Here is a 20,602-nt window from a genome sequence, read left to right on the forward strand (position 1 = left end):
GTATGACGAATCAGGTGCTGACGGGTGCGGTGCAGGAGCCGACGGGTGGGGTGGCCGGGTGGGCGATCGACCTCATGGAGCGGTTGGGGCCGGCAGGGGCGGGGCTTGCGGTGGCGTTGGAAAACCTGTTTCCGCCGTTGCCGAGTGAGGTGATCCTGCCGCTGGCCGGGTTCGCGGCCGCGCGGGGTGATCTCGGGCTGGTCGCCGCGATCCTGTTCACCACGCTCGGGTCGGTCGTGGGTGCGCTCGCGCTGTACGGCGTGGGCGCGGCGCTCGGGCGGGACCGGACGCGGGCGCTTGCCGCGAAGCTGCCGCTGGTGAAGCTGCGGGACGTCGACAAGGCCGAGGACTGGTTCGCCCGGCACGGAGCGAAGGCGGTGCTGATCGGGCGGCTGGTCCCGGTGGTTCGCAGCCTGATCTCGGTCCCGGCCGGGGTCGAGCGGATGCCGGTCGCACTGTTCCTCCCGCTGACGGCCGTCGGGAGCCTGGTGTGGAACTCGCTGCTGATCCTGGCCGGCTACCAGCTCGGCGAGCGGTGGCATGTGGTGGAGTCGTCGGTCGGGGTGTTCCAGAAGGTGGTGATCGCCGCGGCGGTGGCCGCGGTCGGGTGGTTCGTCGTGGCGAAGCTGCGGGCCCGGCGTTCGGATTCTGAGAAAGTCCAGTAAGCGGCTCGACTTTGACTACGCTCGGGGGAGTTGCCGTCGAGGTTTTCAGGAGATGGGTCAGATGCCGTCAGTCGCGTTCGAGTCGCAGGTCGTGCCCCAAGGTGCGCAAGAGCCGCCGGTCTGGCCGCAGTCGGTGGTCACCCTGGTGGGCAATCCGCGGGCCGGGTCGCGGACAGCGGCCGCGGCGGCGTCCGTCGCGGAGTTGCTTGCCTCCGAGCTCGGTACGCCGTACCGGATCGACGAGCTGATCGACCTGGTGACGATCGCCCCGGCCATCTTCCAGGGCGAGCAGGCCGGTGCCGAGGCGCAGGCGGCGTTGGAGAGTGCGGTCGATCTGGTGTCGTCGGCGTCGGTGATCGTTGTCGCGACTCCGGTCTACAAGGGCAGCTATACCGGGCTGTTGAAGAGCTTCCTCGACGTCCTGCGACCTTCTGCGCTGGCAGGCTCCGTGGTCGTCCCGGTGACGGTGTCGGCGGCGCCGAGCCACAAGCTGCTGGCTGATCAGCACATCCGTCCGGTGCTGGCGGAGTTGGGTGCGAGCGTTCCGGTGCCCGGGGTGATTCTGGAGGAGCGCGATCTCGAGGACCTGCAGGTCGTGCTGTCGGGCTGGATCCGCGACAACGCCGGCATCGTCCAGGCCACCACAATCGCCCTCCAGCCAGTAGCCGAACCAACCCCCGCCCGCTAGCGCAAACCTGGCTCCTCACGTGTCGTGCGGTGGGAGGCTGATCACGTTCAACTGGCCGGGTGGATGCGGAGGGCGCTGAAGCGGGCGGCGAGGTCGTCGATCCAGGCGATCGGGGTTCGATGATCCGGGAGCGGTACGCCGGCTTCGCTCCGCCACAGGGCGTCGCCGAGTGCGGTGCGCAGATGCCACGCCATGACGCGTTCAGGAGACAGGTTGCGGCCGGAGATCTGTTGGTAGTGATTCATGGTCGCCTGTAAAAGTTCGACGCCTGGTCCGGTGCCTGGGAAGGCACGGAGGTCGTACTCCGGCTCGGCCGTGCCGACTGTTTCGAAGTCGATCACCACGCGGAGCTCATCGCCCTGCCAGACCTGGTTCCCACCATGGAGATCTCCGTGCGCCAGTACTGTCGGCGCGGGCGAGGCGAGGATGTCGTCGGTCCAATCGCACCAGCGCATCACCGAATCGACCTGGTCCGGCCGGATCCACGGCCCGATGCCGGCGCGGATCGTCTGAGTGGTCGCGGGTGGTAGCAATACGGGCTGTTGGCCGCCGACGAGGTGGTCGGCCCGCTCGAAGGCTTGGTGCAGGCCGGCCAGAAAGATCGCGAGCTGCCGGCCGGCGTGATCACGGTCGATCGAGTCGACGATGTCGAACAACGCCGTACCGGGAACGCGCCTGGTCACCAGCAGTACGGGATCGGTGCTGCTGGCAGTGACCTCCGGGAGGAACGGAACACCAGATTCGTTCGCCAGTGCTGCCAGTACGCCGATCTCGTGGGCGACCCGGAGTGCTGCGGGTTGGGACCACGCGAACTTCACGACGTACTGGTCCCCGACCATCGCGCTGGCGGCCCACCACTGTGGATCTTCCTCGCCCAGCGTCTCCCGAACGACAACCTCGTGCCCGCTCAGCTCCGGAGCAACCACTCGCAATGCGTCTGCAACCGCCTCCGAAGACCCCTCGGCCAACCACCTCATCCGTCCATCCCATCACGAGAGCGGCTTTCTGGAGGAAAGTTTGCGCTGGGTGGCAACAATCTTCCGGAAAGCCGGCGGTCAATCCGAGTAGGTGGGTTGGGTGGGGGCGTGGCGGAGGGCAGTGGTTGCTGGGATGAGGGTTGAGCCGAAGGTCAGTAGAGCGGCTGCGCCCACTACGACGAGGTAGATCCAGATCGGGCCCGTGGGCAGGGCGTCGTTGGAGACCTTCGCGGAGAAGGGGAGGAGACAGGCCAGGGCGACTGCGGTGCCGAGGGTGACGCCGGTGAGGGTGACCAGGGTGCTTTCGGTGGTCAGCATGCGGAGCACCTGGAAGCGGGTCGAGCCGGTCAGCCGTTGCAGGGCGAACTCTCGACGGCGGCGCAACGTGGTGGATACGAGGGTGTTGACGACCGAGACCGCGGTGTAGGCGATCAGCATGCCGACGAGCATGTAGTTGATCCATGCCTGTGTCTGCAGGTCCTCGACGTTCGAGGCGACCAGCGTGCTGCGATCGGCGACCTGGACACCTGGATGGGCTGCAGCGAGCTTGGCCAGACCCGGTCGTACGTCGGCGCCCGGTGCGGCCCGTACCAAGATCTGCTTGGTCAACCCGTCCGTCGTGTGTGCCGCGACCAGCGAGGCGGGCAGGATGATCGTCTCGTACCCGCGCTCGGCCGCAAACGTCGCGATCACCCGCAGCTTCACCGTGGTCCCGTCGCCCAACGTCATCGTGATGTCGGACCCGACGCCATGACCGGTCTTGCTCGCCATGTACTCCGGCACCGCCGCGGTCGCCCCGGTGAGGCCGGCCAGCGATCCGCTCGTCAACCGAACCGGCGCCGTGCCGTTCGCGCCCTGCGCATCCACGCCGATCACCGGCGCGCCGTCCTCGTCGAACGGAGCCTTACGAGGCTCATCCACCGCACCCATGCTGCGGACGAACGCCGAAGCACTCGCCACGCCAGGCACGGCCCGAACCTGCGAGAGTACTGTCGGCGAGAGACCGGCATCCGACACCAGTACGGCGTCCGCACGCAGATCCCGCGTGAACGCCTCCGAGGATGCGTGCACCTGCGTGGTCTGCATGTACAAGTTGGCGGTCGAGATGCCGACGGCAAGCATCACCGGCATCGCCGCGGCCGACAGCGCGACCGAACGCGCCGACAGGTTGCGGATCGCGAGCCGGCCGTTCACCCGGGTCAGGGCCTGGACCGGCCAGCGCCAGATCCCCAGCACCGCCTTGGTCCAGAACGGCCCGAGCACCGCGACACCGATCGCCCAGCACAGGATGGACGGACCGGCGGTCGATGCGGCGAGCGGACCGGACATCACCGTCGCGGTGACGATCAGCAACGCCATCCCGCCACCGAGGAACAGGAGACCGAACAGCAACCGGATCCAGCTGAACCATTTCCGCTGCAACGAAGCCTCGACCAGCGCTTCGACCGGCTTGATCTTCGCCGACTTCCGCGCTGCGATCAGGCCTGCGCCGATCGCCGCGAGGACCGCGGCACCGGCACCGGCCGCGAACGGGATCCACCCCTGCGAAAACTCGATGACCGGCGAGGCGACGCCGTGCGCACTGAGCTGATCGAACAGGAATTGACCGAGGAAGATCCCTGGCAGGCATCCGAGGACGACGGCCGGCAGCGCGACCATGAGCGCCTCGCCGAGGATCATCCGCCGTACCTGACCGGGCGTCGTGCCGATCCCGCGGAGCAGTGCGAACTCACGCTCCCGGTGCTGCGCGGCGAGCGCCAATGTGGACGCGACCACGAACATCATCGTCATCACCGCGATCCCGCCGAACGAGCCGGCGATCGCGATCAACGCCGTACGGTGTGATTCGGCGTCGGGGTGTTCCGCGAGGCCGCGGTCGACTCCCGCACGGACGGCCAGGTTCCCGTCGACCTCTTCCAACCGGTCCTTGACCGCGGAGATGTCGGTGCCAGGAGCAACCAGTACGCCGACATCGGCGAAGCGGACCGGGTTGCGGACGAGTTGCGCGGCGTCGTGGTCGGAGAAGAAGGCGTGACCGGAGGCCTGCGGCGCGATGCCGCTGACGGTGAAGGTCTTCGGCTCGCCGTTGATCAGGAGGGTCAGTTGCTCGCCCGGCTTCCCGGTCGGAACGACGACCTCGCCGGACCGAGGTGCGCGTCCGGCACTCAGGTGATAGGGAGCGAGGGACGCGCTTGGCCAGTTGTGGCCCTCAGCAACAGAAGGACCGATGGTCGTGAACGTATAGTCGCCGACAGCGGACGAAACGCCTTGTACAGAACGGATCTTGACGAGCAGGTCGACAGGTACGCCGACGCGTTCTGTCAGGGGAGTGGCGTCCTCGACGCCGGGGCGGAGATGGGACTGCTTGCCGGTGACAACGAGCGACGCGCCCGCGAGGCGTTGCGGCTCCACGTTGGAACGGATACCGGTCTCCATCAGGCCGCCACAGGCCATCACGATCGCCGTACCGAAGACGACCGCGATGAACGTGGCGATGAATCCGCTCTTGCGATGGCGCAAGGTGCGGAGGGCGAGGCGCATCATCCCGCCACCGCCTGCAGGGCCGAGCGTGCGCCGAGGTGGGTCATCCGGTCGGCGACCGCTTCGGCGGTCGGGGCGGTCAGGCTGCCGGCGAGCGCACCGTCGGCGAGGAAGACCACCTGGTCGGCGTACGACGCGGCGACCGGGTCGTGGGTGACCATGACGACCGTCTGGCCCTGGGTCCGCACCGGCTCGCGCAGGAGCTCGAGGACGTCGGCAGCGGTTTGGGTGTCGAGGGCGCCGGTCGGCTCGTCGGCGAAGATCACGGCCGGCCGCGCGACGAGCGCGCGGGCGATCGCGACCCGCTGCTGCTGACCGCCGGACAGCTCGCCCGGGCGGTGCTTGGACCGGTCGGCGAGACCGACGCGCTCCAGCACCTGGCGTACGGCGGCCTTGTTCACGCGGCGCCCGTCGAGCTCCTGCGGCAGGCATACGTTCTGCCAGACGGTCAGTGCGGGGAGCAGGTTGAAGGACTGGAACACGAAGCCGATCCGCTCCCGCCGGAGCTCGGTCAGCCTGCGCTCGCTGAGTCCGGCGAGCGGCTGGCCGTCGATGGAGACACTGCCGGACGTCGGCCGGTCGAGTCCCGCCGCGCAGTGCAGGAAGGTGCTCTTGCCCGATCCGGACGGACCCATCACCGCGGTGAAGGTGCCGGGGGCGAACTTCATCGAGATCCCGTCGAGGGCGGTGACGGCGTTTCCGCCACGGCCGTAGACCCGTCGTACCTCCTGCAGGACGACCGAGTACCCGGTCCCGTCGGCTGCTTCCTGCGTCCGTTTCTTCATGCCGCTGACGCTACGGATCAGCGGCGTACCGACCCATGGTGCTGGACCGCCGTACAGGGTGGACGAAAGTCCACCTAAGCCGGACGGAGCAGCGCGCGGAGTCCGTCGAGATAGCTCTCCGGTGTGACGTCGCCGATGATCAGCCGCTGGAGCACGAATCCCGGGATCAGGGCCAGCATCACCTGGGCGACGTGTTCCGGCGCGACGTCGGAGTCGACCGTTCCGTCGGCCTGGGCGCGCCGGGCGACGGCCTCGAAGTTCCGGCGGAGCTGGCTGTACTTGTCGCGGGCGGTGTCCATGATCGCCGGGTTCCGCAGCGCCTCCGCCCAGGCCTGGACCGCGACCCGGGTGACGTCGCCGCCGGGGCGCTCGGCGACCGTCACGACGTGCTTGATGGTGGCCTCGAGCGCCGCCAGCGGGGTCAGCGGCTCCTCGGAGGCGAGGATCTTCCCGAAGAGCTCGTCGATCGTGCTGAGCGCGTCCTCGGCGATCGCGCCGACGATCTCCTCCTTGCTCTTGAAGTACCCGTAGACGGCGCCCGCGGACAGCCCGGACACGCGGATCACGTCCGCCATCGTCGTCTTGTGGAAGCCCTCCTCGAGCACGCAGGTGCGGGCCGCCGCGACGATCTGCGCGCGACGGGCCAGGCGGTGTTCCTCGGTGACCTTGGGCACGTTCGCATCATAAACGAATGTCCGTTCTTGACAAGTCGCCGAGCCGTTGCCAGGCTCGAGATATAAAGAACGATCATTCGGTTTTAATGCTCGAGGGAGTACCAACCATGACCACTGAGGCGCACGCGGCCGAACGTCGCCGGCCGCCCCTGATCGCCGTCATCACGCTGCTGACCGCGGTCCTCACGGTGTTCCTGATCGCCTTCGCGTGGCCGTCCGCGCGCTCCGAACCGCGGGACGTCCCGCTCGCGGTGTCCGGTCCGGCGCCGGCGGTCACGCAGATCCAGGCCGCGCTCGAGAAGGCGATGCCCGGTGGCTTCGAGATCACCGCCGTACCGGATCGGCAGGCGGCCGTGCAGCGGATCGAGGACCGGGACGCGTACGGCGCGATCGTGCTGGACGCGGCGCAGCCCGAGGTACTGACCGCCTCCGCGGGCGGACCCGCTGTCGCGCAGGTGCTGACGCAGTTGTCGGCGCGGATGTCCCCGGAGAACCCGGCGAAGGTGACCGACATCGTGCCGTTGCCGAAGGATGATCCGCGCGGTGCGGGACTCGCTGCCGGCGCGCTGCCGCTCGTGCTCGGAGGGATCATCGCCGCCGCGGGGCTCACCCAGTTGGTGCGATCCGGTGCGCAACGAATGGTCGGCGCGGTCAGCTTCGCGATCACCGGTGGGCTCGCACTGGCCGCCGTACTGCAGTACTGGCTCGGCTCGCTCGAGGGCAGCTACTTCGGCAACGCAGGCGTCATCGCGACGTCGATCGCGGCCATCAGTCTCACGCTGCTCGGCCTCGAGTGGCTGCTCGGTGCGGCGGGACTCGCGCTCGGCGGCGCCGTGATGATGCTGCTCGGCAATCCGCTCTCCGGCATGACGAGCGCGCCGGAGATGCTGCCGAGCGGATGGGGCGCGCTGGGCCAGCTGCTGCCGCCCGGAGCCGCGGGTACGGCGTTGCGCTCGGTGAGCTTCTTCGACGGCGCCGGTGCTGCCCGGCCACTCGTCGTACTGGCGTGCTGGTTACTCGCCGGAGTCCTGCTCTGCGGGCTCGGCGCGCTGCGCTCTCGGGGACGCGCCGTACCGGCTCGGCATGAGGCGTCCGCCGTCGCGGCCTGACAAAGTAGGGGTATGGCAACGCGGTGACCGGATCGTTACGTTCCGGTCGCCGCGTTATCGCGTGACTGCGGCGACAACGTTGTCTGTCAAGCATTGACTTCGGCCATTCGAGGCTCCTACGGTCGCGGGAAAGCCCGCAGGGTTTGGGTCGTGGTACCGGCATGACAACGATTGCCCGAAGGTGGACCTGAATGATGTCTAGGAAACGTTTCAAAGTGGCCGCCGTGGCCAGCGCGCTGCTGCTGGCGGTCACGGCCTGCAGCCAGGGGTCGACGACCAAGCAGCCGGACGCCGGCAGCTCGCAGAGCTCCGGTCCGGCGCACATCAAGATCGCGTACCAGCAGTGGGGCCCGGGCGTCGTGATGAAGAACTTCCTCGCCGGCGTGAAGAGCGAGTACGAAGCCGCGCACCCTGGATCGCAGGTCGAGATCGTTCCGGTCGTTGCCAGCGAGAACGACTACTACACCAAGATCCAGCTGATGATGCGCTCGCCGAACACGGCGCCGGACATCGTCTACGAGGACACCTTCCTGATCAACTCCGACATCACCGCGGGGTACCTGAAGCCGCTCGACGACTACATCGCCAAGTGGGACCAGTGGAGCCAGTTCGAGGACACCGCCAAGGGTGCGGCGCGCGGTCAGGACGGCAAGACCTACGGCGTACCGGACGGCACCGACACCCGGGCGCTCTGGTACAACAAGCAGATCTTCGCCAAGGCCGGCCTGCCCGCCGACTGGCAGCCGAAGACCTGGGACGACGTGCTCAGCGCGGCGCGCACCATCAAGCAGAAGGTGCCGGGCGTGATCCCGTTCAACATGTACTCCGGCAAGCCGATGGGTGAAGCCTCCGCGATGCAGGGCTTCGAGATGCTGCTCTACGGCACGAAGGACACCCTGTACAACTACGACCAGAAGAAGTGGGTCGTCGGCAGCCAGGGCTTCAAGGACTCGCTGAACTTCGTCAAGACCGTCTTCTCCGAGGGCCTGGCGCCGTCGCCGAAGGACGCGCTCAGCCCGAACATGGGCAGCAAGGTCGGCACCGAGCTGCTGCCGCAGCAGAAGCTCGCCATTGACCTGGACGGCTCCTGGATCTACGGGAACTGGCTGAAGTCCGGCGCCAAGCCGTGGCCGCAGTGGAGCACGGTGCTCGGCCAGACCGCGATGCCGACCCAGGACGGCAGTGGCAAGGGCAAGGTCAGCCTCTCCGGCGGCTGGACCTGGGCGATCCCGGCCAAGTCGAAGAACCCCGACGCGGCCTGGGACTTCATCAAGACCCTGCAGACGCAGAAGAACGCGGCGAAGTACGCCACCGACGGCGCTCAGATCGCCGTACGGAAGGACGTCGCCTCGGACGCGGCGTACAAGTCCTCGTCGGCGAGCACCCAGTTCTTCACCGACCTGGTGTCGGTGACCGTGTACCGGCCGGCGCTGCCGGAGTACCCGAAGGTCTCGAACGAGATCATCACCGCGATGGAGTCGGTGATGACCGGTCAGACCTCGCCTGACAATGCCGCGAAGAACTACGACCAGGCGGTCGAAGGCATCGTCGGCGGCAAGGACAAGACGACGACGCAGAGCACCGGCCAGTAGGTCCCGGCTCGAAGGGAAATCTCCCCTGTGACGACGACCGTCGCTCCCACCTCGGCCACCGCTCCCTCCGGTAAGTCCCCCGGAGGGAGCGGGAAGCCGAAGGCCGCCAAGCTGGTCCGGATGCTGCCGCTGTCGCCGGCGATCGGACTCATGCTGGTCTTCCTGGCCGGCCCCATCCTCTACTGCGTGTACGCCGCGTTCACCAACATGGCGCTCACCGGCACCGGCGCGGCGAACGTGAAGTTCGTCGGCCTGGACAACTTCCGCAAGGCGTTCTCCAGCGGTGCGTTCACGAACGCGATCTGGCTGACCCTGGTGTTCACGCTGATCTCGGCGATCATCGGGCAGAACAGCCTCGGCCTCGGCCTCGCGCTGCTGATGCGCAAGTCCACCAAGGTCGTCCGGAACTTCGTCGGTACGGCGGTGATCGGCGCGTGGGTGCTGCCCGAGGTGGTCGCGGCGTACCTGCTGAGCGCGTTCTTCAACGACGACGGCACGCTGAACGTGATGCTGCGCGCGGTCGGCCTGCCCGGTCAGGACTGGTTGTACGCGGCACCGATCATCGCGGTCTCGCTGGCCAACATCTGGCGCGGTACGGCGTTCTCGATGCTGGTGTACTCGGCCGCCCTGAGCGAGATTCCCAAGGAGATCGAGGAATCCGCCGAGATGGACGGCGCGGGCGGCTGGCGGCGGCTCGCGTTCGTGACGCTGCCGATGATCACCCGCGCGATCATGACCAACCTGATGCTGATCACGCTGCAGACGCTGAGCGTGTTCGGCCTGATCTTCGCGATGACCCGCGGCGGCCCGGGAACCAAGAGCCAGACGCTGCCGCTGTACATGTACGAGCAGGCGTTCAGCTTCTCCCAGATCGGCTACGGCACCGCGATCGCGTTGGTGATGCTGGCGATCGGCGCGGTCTTCTCGCTGATCTACCTGCGTGGACTCAACTCGGAGGCAGCGTGATTGCCCGCGACAAGATGAGCAAGCTGGCATCGAACCTGGTGCTGCTGGCCATCGGCGTACTGTTCGTGCTTCCGCTGCTGTGGGTGCTGTTCGCGTCGATCAACCGGACCGCGGGGCTGCGGGTCGAGTTCCCGACGCATCCGACGCTCGGGAACTTCAAGGCGGTGCTGAACACCGACACGACGTACCGGCCGGTGCTGAACGGCATCGTGCTGTGCGGCGGGGCCGCGTTGCTGACGATGGTCTGCGCGGTGCTGGCGGCGTACCCGTTGTCGAGGTTCCGGACGCGGTTCAACCGGCCGTTCCTGCTCACGGTGCTGTTCTGCACCGGGCTGCCGATCACCGCGGTGATGGTGCCGGTGTACGGGTTGTTCGTACAGCTGAACCTGGTCGACACGCTCGGCGGCACGATCATGTTCATGGCGACGAGTGCGTTGCCGTTCGCGATCTGGCTGACGAAGACGTTCATGGACGGCGTACCGATCTCGCTCGAGGAAGCGGCCTGGGTCGACGGCGCCGGGAACATGCGCGCGCTGCGGGCGATCGTGCTGCCGTTGATGTGGCCGGGGATCGCGGTCGTGCTGATCTTCACCTTCATCGGCATGTGGGGGAACTTCTTCGTCCCGTTCATGCTCCTGTTGTCGCCGGAGCGGTTGCCGGCATCGGTCAGCATCTTCACGTTCTTCGGCCAGTACGGCGAACCGAACTACGGGCAGCTGGCGGCGTACTCCCTCATCTACACCACCCCCGTCCTCCTCCTCTACCTCCTCCTCAGCCGCAAACTAGGCGGCGCCTTCGCCCTCGGCGGCGCCATCAAAGGCTGACAACAGAACAGCCGCCGCGAAACCCCCACCCCTTCGCGGCGGCTGTTCTTTGCCCGGCGCCGCCGACCTGTGCGGGTCGTGGCGGGTGGTTGGTGGTGTGGGGATGATCGCCCGCTGACCGCTTGAACCACACCAGAGCCGCCGACGCCGAAGAGCTCCGACACAAAGCACATGCCGTGCACGGTGGCGGAGCCGGCCGACAAGACGCCGCCGCGCAGCGGTGTCGTTTCAGGAATTGGTGAGGGTGCGCCGCGTTTCTTGCCAGGAGGTCAGCTTTTCAGCGAATGTTGCGTTCCATTGGGAGTCGGAGACGCCCTGGGTGAAGCGGGAGAGGGCGATGGGGGCCAGCGTGGTGGCGGTTTCTGGGGCGGCCTCGACGACTAGGGCCAGGCGGATGGTGAAGGTTGCCAGGCGGGTCAGGCGGGAGTGGTCGGGGGTTGTCTCGAGGTCCTTCAATTGACCGCGGAGCTGTTTGATCGTGCGGAGCGCCGTACGGTGTTCGGCTCGGCCTGACGGCTGGTCGAGTTCGTCGGACGGGATGCCCAGGAGTTCTGCGACTTCGGCTGACGGCTCCGCGGCAGTTGACTTGCCGAACAGGCGGGGCTTGTCGGCCTGGAGGCGGTCGGCGATCTCGTCCAGGAGCGTGTCGAGGCGGTTGACGAGCTCGGGTACGGCCTTGTCAGCCGTCCTGCGGCGGTTCGAGTCGAGGGCGGAGACGCGTGCGTGCTCCGCCTCGATCGCCGCGCGCAACGACTCCGGCCAGTCGTCGAGACCGGTCAGCTGCTGCTGACGAGGCGCGGGTGCGTTGAGGGCGCTCGGGTCGAGGGGTTTGGCGCCGGAGCGAGCCGCGTCGATCTCCTCGCCGATCTTCTTCTGCGGTCCAGGCACGATTGAGCTCACACGTCCACCCTACGCAGGTTCCAAACAGATGGGACGACGAGCGTGATGAGGGTGATCAGGACGAAGAGTGCAGCGCCGTACAGTTCGACGGCTTTCGCGCTGACGGCGACGGCGACGTACCCGACGGTGAGTTGGCCGACGGGGCCGGCGATGAACGAGCCGAGCATGTCGTACGACGACACCCGCGACAGCTTGTCGATAGGGACGTGCTGGCCGAGTGCGGTCTCCCAGCTGATCCCGAAGATGTCGAAGCCGACCCCGAGGACGAACGCCGCGATCGCCATCGCCCAGAGCTGGGGGAGCAGCGCCAGGCAGAGCATCACCGGGACCGTGAGGAGCATGCCGAGCATCCCGGTGCGGAGCGGGCGGCGCGGTTTGAGGCGGAGCATGATAAGGCCGCTCGCGATGAGTCCGGCGCCGAAGCAGGCACTCACCAGACCCCAGCCGGTCCGGCCGAAGGTGCGGTCCGCGATCACCGGGCCGAGGACCTGGTAGCAGGCCGTGTAGATCAGGTTGAGCAGCGCGAACGCGAGCACGATCACCCAGACCCACTGCCGCGACGCGAACTCCTTCCACCCCTCCCGCAAGTCGGTCAGGACCGAGCTGGCCGCCCGCTCGATCCGCGGGATCCTCAGGCGGAACAGCAACAGCGCAGCGATCAGGAACGTCACGCCGTCCACCGCGAGCCCGACCCCCGGACCGATCAGCCCGACGATCACACCGGCGACCGCGCCGCCGCCGATCATCGCCGCCGAGCGCGCGAACCCGGAGATCGCGTTGGCCTGGGGGAGTTCGGCGCGGTCCACGATCGACGGCAGGATCCCGGTCATCGCGGGCATCACGAACGCGGCGGCGATCCCGTTCACCGCCTCGATCGCCGCGAGCTGCCAGATCGTCGCGTGCCCGGTGAGCACGAGCGTCGCGGCCAGCCCCTGGGTGAGTCCGCTGATCGTGTTGGCCGCGACCAGCACCAGGTGCCGGGGCAGCCGGTCGGCGATCACGCCGCCGATCAGCAGGAACACGATGTTCGGGATGCTCCGCGCCGCGAGCACCGTCCCGACGGCACCGGCCGAGTGCGATACGTCCAGTACGGCGAACACCAACGCCACCGGCGCGATCGCCGATCCGAGGATCGAGATGAAACGCGCCGACACGAAGACCCGCACGTCCCGGTGCCGCAGTACGGCCAGATCCTGCCGAAACCCCACCGCAATCCCCCCGGCCGATTCGCGAACCTGCAGATCCTACGGGTCGCCCAGGATCAGCGCGCGCGTCAGTCGGCGAGACGGATTCCCAGCTCGACCTCCCACTTGGTCTTGCGCGGTTCGGTGCGCGGATCGGTGCGGTACGCCTCGTACCGGCAGCCGAAGACGTCGCCGGCCGCGGTCTCGTGGCGATCGAGGGCGAGTTCCTCGGCAGCTGCCCACTCGAGCAGGGCGCGGTTGGCCCGGAGCGAGTGGTTGCGGTACGTCAACGTCGCGTACCGCCCGGCGGGCAGCGTGCTGGGTTTCACGCGGGCGTCGCCGGCGAGGGCGGTCGGGGTCAGCACTCCGACCTCCAGGTCCATCGGCCCGCTCATGTCGATCACGTGCAGCCGGAGGAAGAACGGGCCGACGTCGTCGATCCCCTGGTCGGCCAGCCAGGCGATCAGCTCGTCGAGCAGTTCGTTCCGCTTCCCCAACATGCCCCGGAAGGGCGTCACCACCCGGATCCCCAGGCAGTCGCGCGTCGCCCACTCCCTGACCCGGGCCGGCTCCAGAACGTCCATCAACGCACCTCCCTCAGGACACCTTCCCACCGAGTCGTGGCGTTCGGCTCGCGATGCGTCTTTCGAGTCGTGAGACATGGCTGGCGGGGCCGGCCGAAGTCCACGATTGGGTGGGTGTTTCCGGAGGGTATGGGTTCGGCGTACGGTCAGTGATTGTGAGAGACCGGGTTTGGCGGATGCGGGGGAGCGTCGCGCTTGGGTTGCTGGTGCTCGGGTTGGCGGGCGCGGCTGTCGTGGTGGGGCGGTGGGAGCAGGAGTTCGGGGCTCAGAGTCCGGCCGCGCATCTCGTGCTCGAGACGGTCAACGCGTGTGTCGCGCTGCTGCTCGCGTTCCTGGTCTACGGGCGATTCCGGCGTACGAAGACTCGCCAGGATCTTCTGCTGCTGCAAGGGCTGGTTGTTCTCGGTACGGCGAACGCGTTGCTCAGCGTCACGCTCATCAAGAACCAGCCGGCCGGTGCGTTCGGCAACTGGCTGCCGCCGGCCCTGCGGATCGTCGGAACGCTGCTGATCGCCGCATCGGCCCTCGTGCCGTACCGCCGGACGCGTCGGCGTGGCTGGCGGCACTGGGCGTTGGCGCCCGCGGTCGCGGCGATGTTCGTGGTCGGCGCCGTCCTGTATTGGCGGAAGGACTCGTTGCCGCAGGATCCCAGTTCCAAGGCGCTCCTCGTCCCGCAGCTCCTGACGCTCATCTGCTTCGCGGTGGCAGCGGTGGCGTTCACAGTGCAGGCGCGCAGCCGGGACGACGTACTGCTGCGCTGGCTCGGTCCTGCCTGCGCGTTGGGGGCGCTCGCGCGGCTGAACTACCTGTTCTTTCCTCCGGAACGTGCCGACTGGCTGTACTCCGGCAGCGTGTTGCGCACCGCGTCGTACCTGCTGCTGCTCGTCGCCGCGGGCCGCGAGATCAGCCGGCACTGGGCGCTGCAGGCGGAGGCCGCGGTGGTCGAGGACCGGCGACGGGTCGCTCGCGAGATGCACGACGGCGTACTGCAGGAGCTGGGCTACATCCGCTCCGAGATCTCGGCCTTCAGCGTCGCGGATCGCCAACGGGTCGAACGGATCCTCGGCGCCAGCGACCGCGCGCTGGACGAGGCGCGGCAGATGCTGGAGGCACTCGGGCGATCGGACGACGAGCCGCTCGGTCTGATGCTGCACCGGGCGGTCGAGCAGCTGGCCCAGCGGTACGGCGTGACGCTCGATCTCGAACTGGACGAGTCGATCGTGGTCGACCGCCCGCAACGGCACGCGTTGGTCCGCATCGCCCGGGAGGCAGTCCTGAACGCCGTCCGGCACGGCAAGGTGGATCGGGTGAAGGTCGAGCTGGGCCGGGCCGGCGACGGGCGCCGGCTGCGGATCTCGGACGAGGGGCCGGGATTCGACGCGGCGGGACCGAAGAACGGGTTCGGGCTGGTCAGCATGCGCGAGCGCGCGGAGGCGTTGCCCGGTACCTTCGAACTGACGTCGCGGCCGGACGAGGGGACAACGGTGATGGTCAGGTGGTGAACACGGAACCGCGCCGGGTGGTCATCGCGGACGATCATCCGATGCTCAGGGCACACATCCGGCAGGCCCTGGAGACGGGTGGATTCGAGGTCTGCGCAGAGGCGGCCAGCGGGCCGCAGGCTGTCCGGTTCGCGCAGGAGCACCAGCCGGACGTCGTACTGCTCGACATCCACATGCCCGGCGGCGGGATCCGAGCGGCCGCGGAGCTCTCCCGGTTGCTGCCGGAGCTCGCGATCGTGATGCTCACCGTGTCCCGCGACGACAACGACCTGTTCGACTCGCTGCGCGCGGGGGCCTCCGGCTATTTGCTGAAGGACACCGATCCCGGCCGGCTGCCGGAGGCGCTGCGGGGCGTGCTGTCCGGCGAGGCGGCGATCCCGCGGTCGCTGGTCGCCCGCATCCTGGACGAGTTCCGGGAACCGGGGCGCCGGCGGAGCGAGCGACGGTCGAAGGCGGCCGTGCTCACCTCCCGCGAGTGGGAGGTGATGGGCCTGCTCGGAGACGGCCTCACGACCGAGGAGGTCGCCAAGCGGCTGTACCTGTCGCCGACCACGATCCGTGTGCACATCTCGTCAGTACTGCGAAAACTCCGGGTCAAGGACCGCCAGTCCGCCATCGACCTGCTCCGTGACCGACCTTTCTGACAGCTGAACCGATCGTGCGGGAGATCCCCCTCCTCACCGCCCGCACGATCGGTTCCGTCCTGGCTACTTCCGCAGGTCCAACTGGGCCGAGACAGGAGCGAAGAAGCTGCTGTCCGAGACAGTGACCTTGTAGGTGCCGCCGGTCAGCGCGGCGCCGGTCTGCTGGCTGAGCTTGGTCGAGAGGTTGTAGATGTACTGCGTGTCCGACCAGCGCATCTGCAGCCCGTTGGTCGCGACCGTGTCGAGCGAGGCCTCGTTCAGCGGGTTGTCGGGCGTGGGGTCGAGCTTGGTCAGAGTGACCGTCGGGGTCAGAGTGGAGACGGCGCCGCCGTCGCAGCCGGTGACCGTGATCTTGACCGGAATCGTGCTGCCGATCTTGAACGAGCTCCGGGTGCCGGTGGCGTTGATGGGCTGCTGGAGCGCGCTCGGCGTGTTCTGGGTGGCGAACGAGGCGTCGCCCGTGCCGTTCCCGCCGTCGTCGTCGGTGACCGAGACGCCGATCGTGTAGGTCCCGTTGGCGGTGTACGCGTGCGATCCGGTGATCGCGGAGGTGGCCGGGGCGACGTTCGTCGTACCGGAGTCACCCCACGAGATCGTGGCGGTGTGGGTGTCGGCTGTGCCGGGGTCGGTGAACGGTGCGTTCAGCGAGACCGCGCAGGCGCTGGTGTGTGTCGCGGTGACCGGGCCGACGGTAGGTGCCACGTTCGAGGCGGTCCAGTTGAACGTCTCGCTGGCGGCCAGGTGCTCGCCGTCCGCAGCCTGCACGACCACAGTGCCGGTGGCGTCGTCGGCTGTGCTGTGAGACCACGACCAAGTGCCGTTGCCGTTGTCGGTGACTGTTCCCGCGCCGCTCACCTTGATGATCGTCAGGCTGTCGTTGCCATCGGCATCGGTGAACGCACCGGAGGTGCTCAGCGTCGATCCTTCGTCGCCGTTCCCGTCAGCAGGGGAAGGGCCGGCCTTCGGTGCGTAGGAGTTCGTGTCGCAGGCGTTCCCGAGGGCGTCGCCGTCCGCGTTCGCCTGGTCGGCGTTGGCTGTGGCCGGGCAGTTGTCGGATGCATCCGGTACGCCGTCCCCGTCGGCGTCAACGACGACGACCACCGGGGCAGTCACGTCGATGGGGATCTGGACGTTGTTGTTGTAGCTGCCGGCGCCAGTGGTGTTCGTGGTGATGGTGGCGGTCACGGTGCCGTCGACCGCCCCGGCCGCAGCACTGAAGCTGACGGTCTGGAAGACGTTGCAGTCGCTGAAGGACATAGAGGCCGGTGAGGCGGTCACGCCGGCCGGCGTGACGAAGGTGATGACGAAATGCTCGTTCGTGTCGATGTTGCAGCCGCTGTCGCTGTCCCCGTTGTTCGGGACCACCTTGACCTGGGCCGATCCGGTCGACGTGGAGTCGCCCGCGACCAACGTCACGGCGCCGAGGCCCTCAATCGTGTCGTTGATGTTGTCGGCGTATGCGATACCGCCGATGGTCAGTGCTGCGGCAGCGGCGAGCGCCGTCCCCAGCGCCGCCCGTCGCACAATCCTGCCGTGCTTGCTCATGAACAGCCTCCCGTTGTGGTGCGCACCCCTCCGCGCGCACCAATTGCGGTAACGCTATGTAACAAGCCGCAGGAGGACCAGGGACTGAAGTCCTTTTGAGCGTTCAAACACCTAAACGCCGCCGGCCGCTCCGGAGAACCTGGTGACGCGTGGAAAGGAACCTTCGTCCTGGGTGTCGGGGCGGTTCATCGGCACCAGACGCGAGGGCCGGAGGTTGTCTTTCGTTGTCACACGGTGTGACATGCGGGGACTGCCGCTGGGCGTGGGATTTCGCTACCTTTGGGTATTGGTCCCTCGATCTGCAGGAGGCTCCGTGAAGATCAACGACGTACTGCGCGGTAAGGGCAACCAGGTCGTCACCATCTCGCCAGACGCCACTGTCACCGAGCTGCTGGCCCTGCTGGCCGACCACAACATCGGCGCCGTGGTGGTCAGCGCGGACGGAGCGTCCGTGGACGGCATCGTCTCCGAGCGCGACATCGTCCGGCTCTGGAACGGTACGCCGGACGCGGGCGAGGTCAGGGTCAGCGCGATCATGACGTCGGAGGTCGCCACCTGCGGGCCGGACGAGCACATCGACGACCTGATGCGGCTGATGACCGATCGCCGCATCCGGCACGTGCCGGTCGTTGTCGACGGCAACCTTGCCGGGCTGGTCAGCATCGGTGACGTGGTCAAGTCCCGGATCGGTGAGCTCGAGTTCGAGAGGGAACAGCTCTCCAACTACATCAGCAGCTGATGCGCGCTACCCCCGGCCGGGGCCGGGGGTAGCGTCGGTCAGTTCACCTCGATCAGTTCGCCGAGGTCGAGGGTCTCGAGTTGGGGGCGGACGTCCTTGGCTTCCCCGACCACGACCACGAGCAGGCCGTCGGTGCCGACGTACCGGCGGTAGGCGTCGGTCGCCTCGGCGGCCGTGGTGGCGGCGATGTTCGTCAGGTACGTGTCGGCGAAGTCGATCGGTACGCCGTTCGCGATGTTGCTGCCGACCTGCTGGGCCACGGAGTCGGCCTGCTCGTAGCGCAGCGGCGCGGTGCGGATCAGGCTGTCCTTCGCCTCCTGCACCTCCTGCTCGGTGAGGCCGTCGCGGGCCTCCAGCAGGATCCGTAGCGCGTCACTGATCGCGGCGCCGGTCACCTCGGTCCGTACGGCGCCGCCGAGGCTGAAGGTCCCGCCCTTGCGGGGAGCCGCGAAGCTGGTCCGCGTCCCGTACGTGTACCCCTTCTCCTCGCGCAGCACGGTGTCGACCCGGGAGGTGATCGTCCCGCCGACAACGTGATTCGCGACCGCGGCAGCACCCCACCCCGGGTCCCGCCGGTCCGGTCCGGCGCACCCGATCAGCAGTTGGCTCTGCACCGAGCCCGGCCGGTCGACGAGCACGACCCGGTTGCCCGGAAGGTAGATCGGCTCCGGCGTCTCCAGCGCCGTACCGGCGGACGACGTCCAGTTGCTGAAGGCCGCGTCGATGATGCCGGCGACATCCACACCGGTCGCGTCGCCGGCGAACAGGATCTCTGCCCGCTCCGGGCCGATGTTGTTCCGGTAGAAGTCGGCCACCTCGACGTTCGTCAGCGGACGGATCGTGTCCGGCCGGCCCGCGGTCGGCCGGGATCGCCGCGTCGACGGGTCGAACAGGTGCGCGGCGAACGCCTCCCGCGCCCGGTACCCGGCGTTGGCCCGCTCCTGGTTGATCTCGCCGAGCCGGATCGTCACGTGCCGTCCGACATCGGCCTGGTTGAACGCGGGCCGCGTGATCGCCTCGGCCAGCAGCTCGACCGCCGGCGCGAGATGCGACACCGGCACCGAGATCTCCACGTGCAGGGCGTCCGAGCTGACATCGACGCCGTACGCCGCTCCGTGCCGTTCGAGCGCGGCAGCGAACTCGTTGGCCGAGTGCAGCTCGGTGCCCTCGTCGAGCGTCCGCGACATGATCGTCGCGACGCCTTCCAGCTCGCGCGGTTCGGCGATCAGCGGCATCGCGATCGTGACCCGGACGGTGGCGACGTACTGCCCCGGACGGTCGAAGACGTGCACCGGTGCGCCGACGCTGGTCCGCGTGGTGACCGCCTCCGGGAACTTCCACGGACGCGGCGCGCCGACAGGCGGCGGGGTGGTCAGAACCTGGCTCATTCTTCTTCTCCCGACTCGCTGCGGCGGTAGGTGACCTGCACACGGCCTTCCGCGCGGATCCATTTCTGCGCGGCCGCCTGCACCTGCTCAACGGTCACGGCCTGGATCTGGTCGATGCGCGTGTTGATCCGGTTCGGATCGCCGAACAGCAACGCATGGTGCGAGATCTCGTCGGCACGGCCCGCGCACGTCGCCAGCTGCTCGAGCCAGTCCCGCTCAGCCTGTGCCTGCACCGTGGCCAGCTCTTCTGCGGTGACTCCGTCCGCGGCCAGCTTCTCGATCTCCTCGAGCAGCGCGTCCTCGACCTTCTGCAGGTCGATACCGTCGGACGCGATCCCGGTCAGCGTCCCGAACGACACCCCGCCGATCAGCGGCAGCGCGCCACCGGACACCGACTGGGCGATCTGCTCGTCGCGGACCAGCCGCCGGTTCAGGCGGCCGCTCTGCCCCGCGGCGAGGATGTCGAGCGCGAGCCCGGCCGCGTCCAGCTCGGGCGTGCCGTCGACCGGCAGCCGGAACATCATCGTGATCAGGTCGGACGGTACGTCGGAGACCACGTCGTCACGCTGTACGCCGGTCATCGGGCCGATCGTCCCGTCCGGTGCCGGCGGCGGCGTGGGGATCGCGGGCAGGTGGCCGAAGTACCGCTTCGCGGCGTCGAACGCGTCCTCCTCGGACACGTCGCCGACGATCGTCAGGACCGCGTTGTTCGGCCCGTAGTACTTGCGGAAGAACGCGTGCACGTCCTCCAGCGAGGCGGCGTCCAGGTCCTCCATCGACCCGATGGTCATGTGTGCGTACGGGTGGCCTTCGGGGAACGCGAGCCGGACGAGCCGCTCGTACGAGTCGCCGTACGGGCGGTTGTCGTAGCTCTGCCGCTTCTCTTCCTTGACCACGTCACGCTGGTTGTCCAGGTTCTCCTGGTTGACCGCGTCGAGCAGGTAGCCCATCCGGTCCGCCTCGAGCCAGAGCGCGAGGTCGAGACCGCCGCTGGGCAGCGACTCGAAGTAGTTCGTCCGGTCGAAAAAGGTGCTCGCGTTCAGGCTGGCGCCGGCGGTCTCCAGCAGGCTGAAGTGCTGACCGGAGGCGACGTTGCGCGACCCCTGGAACATCAGGTGCTCGAAGAGGTGCGCGAACCCGGTCAGCCCCGGTGGTTCGTGGCGCGACCCGACGTCGTACCAGAGGTTGACGGCGACGATCGGGACGGCGCGGTCCGAGCTCACGACGACCCGGAGGCCGTTGTCGAGCGTCTGCTCCGCGATGGGGTACGTCAAGGGCATACCGGCCACCATACG

At 68.2% G+C, this 20,602-nt stretch carries 19 protein-coding genes; 9 read left to right on the forward strand and 10 right to left on the reverse strand.

Translation table 11 applies throughout. The features are described from left to right. Positions 1-2 precede the first annotated feature (2 nt). Complete coding sequence (locus EV647_RS26035) at positions 3-665, forward strand: DedA family protein (protein ID WP_134007196.1); 663 nt, start codon at positions 3-5, stop codon at positions 663-665. Between the two features lie 61 nt (positions 666-726). Beyond that, a complete protein-coding gene (locus EV647_RS26040; protein ID WP_130383864.1) occupies positions 727-1,353 on the forward strand; it encodes an NADPH-dependent FMN reductase in 627 nt (208 codons plus the stop codon). Between the two features lie 47 nt (positions 1,354-1,400). On the opposite strand, the gene EV647_RS26045 is transcribed toward EV647_RS26040, so the two are convergent. From EV647_RS26045 to EV647_RS26060, 4 genes are all read right to left on the reverse strand, one after another. Further along, positions 1,401-2,330, reverse strand: a complete 930-nt coding sequence (locus EV647_RS26045; protein WP_134007198.1) for a phosphotransferase family protein — start codon at positions 2,328-2,330, stop codon at positions 1,401-1,403. Between the two features lie 78 nt (positions 2,331-2,408). Continuing rightward, the gene (locus tag EV647_RS26050) at positions 2,409-4,874 is read right to left on the reverse strand and encodes an FtsX-like permease family protein (RefSeq protein WP_134007200.1); all 2,466 of its coding nucleotides are present in this window, start codon (positions 4,872-4,874) and stop codon (positions 2,409-2,411) included. After that, on the reverse strand, positions 4,871-5,656 hold the full coding sequence (locus tag EV647_RS26055) for an ABC transporter ATP-binding protein (protein ID WP_134007202.1): 786 nt from the start codon (positions 5,654-5,656) through the stop codon (positions 4,871-4,873). The genes EV647_RS26050 and EV647_RS26055 overlap by 4 nt, the downstream gene beginning before the upstream one ends. A 74-nt stretch (positions 5,657-5,730) precedes the next feature. After that, the gene (locus EV647_RS26060) at positions 5,731-6,330 is read right to left on the reverse strand and encodes a TetR/AcrR family transcriptional regulator (RefSeq protein WP_134007204.1); all 600 of its coding nucleotides are present in this window, start codon (positions 6,328-6,330) and stop codon (positions 5,731-5,733) included. Positions 6,331-6,437: 107 nt separating this feature from the next. On the opposite strand from EV647_RS26060, the gene EV647_RS26065 reads away from it, so the two are divergent. The 4 genes from EV647_RS26065 (at position 6,438) to EV647_RS26080 (ending at position 10,821) form a co-directional block, all read left to right on the forward strand. Next, positions 6,438-7,439, forward strand: a complete 1,002-nt coding sequence (locus EV647_RS26065; RefSeq protein ID WP_134007206.1) for a hypothetical protein — start codon at positions 6,438-6,440, stop codon at positions 7,437-7,439. A 194-nt stretch (positions 7,440-7,633) separates the two neighbouring features. After that, complete coding sequence (locus tag EV647_RS26070) at positions 7,634-9,031, forward strand: extracellular solute-binding protein (protein WP_134007208.1); 1,398 nt, start codon at positions 7,634-7,636, stop codon at positions 9,029-9,031. Positions 9,032-9,058: 27 nt separating this feature from the next. Beyond that, positions 9,059-9,997, forward strand: a complete 939-nt coding sequence (locus tag EV647_RS26075) for a carbohydrate ABC transporter permease (protein ID WP_202871140.1) — start codon at positions 9,059-9,061, stop codon at positions 9,995-9,997. Next, entirely contained in the window at positions 9,994-10,821 is an 828-nt protein-coding gene (locus tag EV647_RS26080; protein ID WP_134007210.1) for a carbohydrate ABC transporter permease, read from the forward strand. Before EV647_RS26075 ends, EV647_RS26080 begins: the two co-directional genes overlap by 4 nt. A gap of 228 nt (positions 10,822-11,049) precedes the next feature. Here EV647_RS26080 and EV647_RS26085 read toward each other — a convergent pair whose 3' ends face one another. The 3 genes from EV647_RS26085 to EV647_RS26095 form a co-directional block, all read right to left on the reverse strand. Continuing rightward, positions 11,050-11,721, reverse strand: a complete 672-nt coding sequence (locus EV647_RS26085; protein WP_134007212.1) for a hypothetical protein — start codon at positions 11,719-11,721, stop codon at positions 11,050-11,052. Continuing rightward, positions 11,718-12,929: an MFS transporter gene (locus tag EV647_RS26090; protein WP_134007213.1), complete on the reverse strand. Its 1,212-nt coding sequence runs from the start codon at positions 12,927-12,929 to the stop codon at positions 11,718-11,720. Before EV647_RS26090 ends, EV647_RS26085 begins: the two co-directional genes overlap by 4 nt. 65 nt (positions 12,930-12,994) lie before the next feature. Further along, a complete protein-coding gene (locus tag EV647_RS26095) occupies positions 12,995-13,489 on the reverse strand; it encodes a GyrI-like domain-containing protein (protein ID WP_134007215.1) in 495 nt (164 codons plus the stop codon). A 155-nt stretch (positions 13,490-13,644) separates the two neighbouring features. On the opposite strand from EV647_RS26095, the gene EV647_RS26100 reads away from it, so the two are divergent. Both EV647_RS26100 and EV647_RS26105 read left to right on the forward strand, forming a co-directional pair. Next, positions 13,645-14,991: a sensor histidine kinase gene (locus tag EV647_RS26100; protein WP_134007217.1), complete on the forward strand. Its 1,347-nt coding sequence runs from the start codon at positions 13,645-13,647 to the stop codon at positions 14,989-14,991. Then, on the forward strand, positions 14,988-15,635 hold the full coding sequence (locus tag EV647_RS26105) for a response regulator transcription factor (RefSeq protein WP_202876316.1): 648 nt from the start codon (positions 14,988-14,990) through the stop codon (positions 15,633-15,635). The genes EV647_RS26100 and EV647_RS26105 overlap by 4 nt, the downstream gene beginning before the upstream one ends. A gap of 63 nt (positions 15,636-15,698) precedes the next feature. Here EV647_RS26105 and EV647_RS26110 read toward each other — a convergent pair whose 3' ends face one another. Beyond that, a complete protein-coding gene (locus EV647_RS26110; RefSeq protein WP_134007219.1) occupies positions 15,699-17,180 on the reverse strand; it encodes a PxKF domain-containing protein in 1,482 nt (493 codons plus the stop codon). A gap of 313 nt (positions 17,181-17,493) precedes the next feature. Here EV647_RS26110 and EV647_RS26115 point away from each other — a divergent pair, with 313 nt between their 5' ends. Further along, positions 17,494-17,919, forward strand: a complete 426-nt coding sequence (locus EV647_RS26115; RefSeq protein ID WP_134007221.1) for a CBS domain-containing protein — start codon at positions 17,494-17,496, stop codon at positions 17,917-17,919. A gap of 38 nt (positions 17,920-17,957) precedes the next feature. Here the strand turns inward: EV647_RS26115 and EV647_RS26120 are convergent, their stop codons facing one another. Further along, complete coding sequence (locus EV647_RS26120) at positions 17,958-19,307, reverse strand: pitrilysin family protein (protein ID WP_134007223.1); 1,350 nt, start codon at positions 19,305-19,307, stop codon at positions 17,958-17,960. Then, positions 19,304-20,587: a pitrilysin family protein gene (locus EV647_RS26125; RefSeq protein ID WP_134007225.1), complete on the reverse strand. Its 1,284-nt coding sequence runs from the start codon at positions 20,585-20,587 to the stop codon at positions 19,304-19,306. Before EV647_RS26125 ends, EV647_RS26120 begins: the two co-directional genes overlap by 4 nt. Positions 20,588-20,602: the final 15 nt, after the last annotated feature.

Source organism: Kribbella sp. VKM Ac-2566 (genome assembly GCF_004366005.1).
In the GTDB taxonomy this organism is placed as follows: domain Bacteria; phylum Actinomycetota; class Actinomycetes; order Propionibacteriales; family Kribbellaceae; genus Kribbella; species Kribbella pratensis.

Bases quoted from the DNA above. Each gene is read 5' to 3' on its own strand.
- EV647_RS26050 (WP_134007200.1), bottom strand. From the start codon at position 4,874: ATGATGCGCCTCGCCCTCCGCACCTTGCGCCATCGCAAGAGCGGATTC.
- EV647_RS26125 (WP_134007225.1), bottom strand. From the start codon at position 20,587: ATGCCCTTGACGTACCCCATCGCGGAGCAGACGCTCGACAACGGCCTC.
- EV647_RS26110 (WP_134007219.1), bottom strand. From the start codon at position 17,180: ATGAGCAAGCACGGCAGGATTGTGCGACGGGCGGCGCTGGGGACGGCG.
- EV647_RS26095 (WP_134007215.1), bottom strand. From the start codon at position 13,489: ATGGACGTTCTGGAGCCGGCCCGGGTCAGGGAGTGGGCGACGCGCGAC.
- EV647_RS26120 (WP_134007223.1), bottom strand. From the start codon at position 19,307: ATGAGCCAGGTTCTGACCACCCCGCCGCCTGTCGGCGCGCCGCGTCCG.
- EV647_RS26055 (WP_134007202.1), bottom strand. From the start codon at position 5,656: ATGAAGAAACGGACGCAGGAAGCAGCCGACGGGACCGGGTACTCGGTC.
- EV647_RS26045 (WP_134007198.1), bottom strand. From the start codon at position 2,330: ATGAGGTGGTTGGCCGAGGGGTCTTCGGAGGCGGTTGCAGACGCATTG.
- EV647_RS26065 (WP_134007206.1), top strand. From the start codon at position 6,438: ATGACCACTGAGGCGCACGCGGCCGAACGTCGCCGGCCGCCCCTGATC.
- EV647_RS26035 (WP_134007196.1), top strand. From the start codon at position 3: ATGACGAATCAGGTGCTGACGGGTGCGGTGCAGGAGCCGACGGGTGGG.
- EV647_RS26040 (WP_130383864.1), top strand. From the start codon at position 727: ATGCCGTCAGTCGCGTTCGAGTCGCAGGTCGTGCCCCAAGGTGCGCAA.
- EV647_RS26070 (WP_134007208.1), top strand. From the start codon at position 7,634: ATGTCTAGGAAACGTTTCAAAGTGGCCGCCGTGGCCAGCGCGCTGCTG.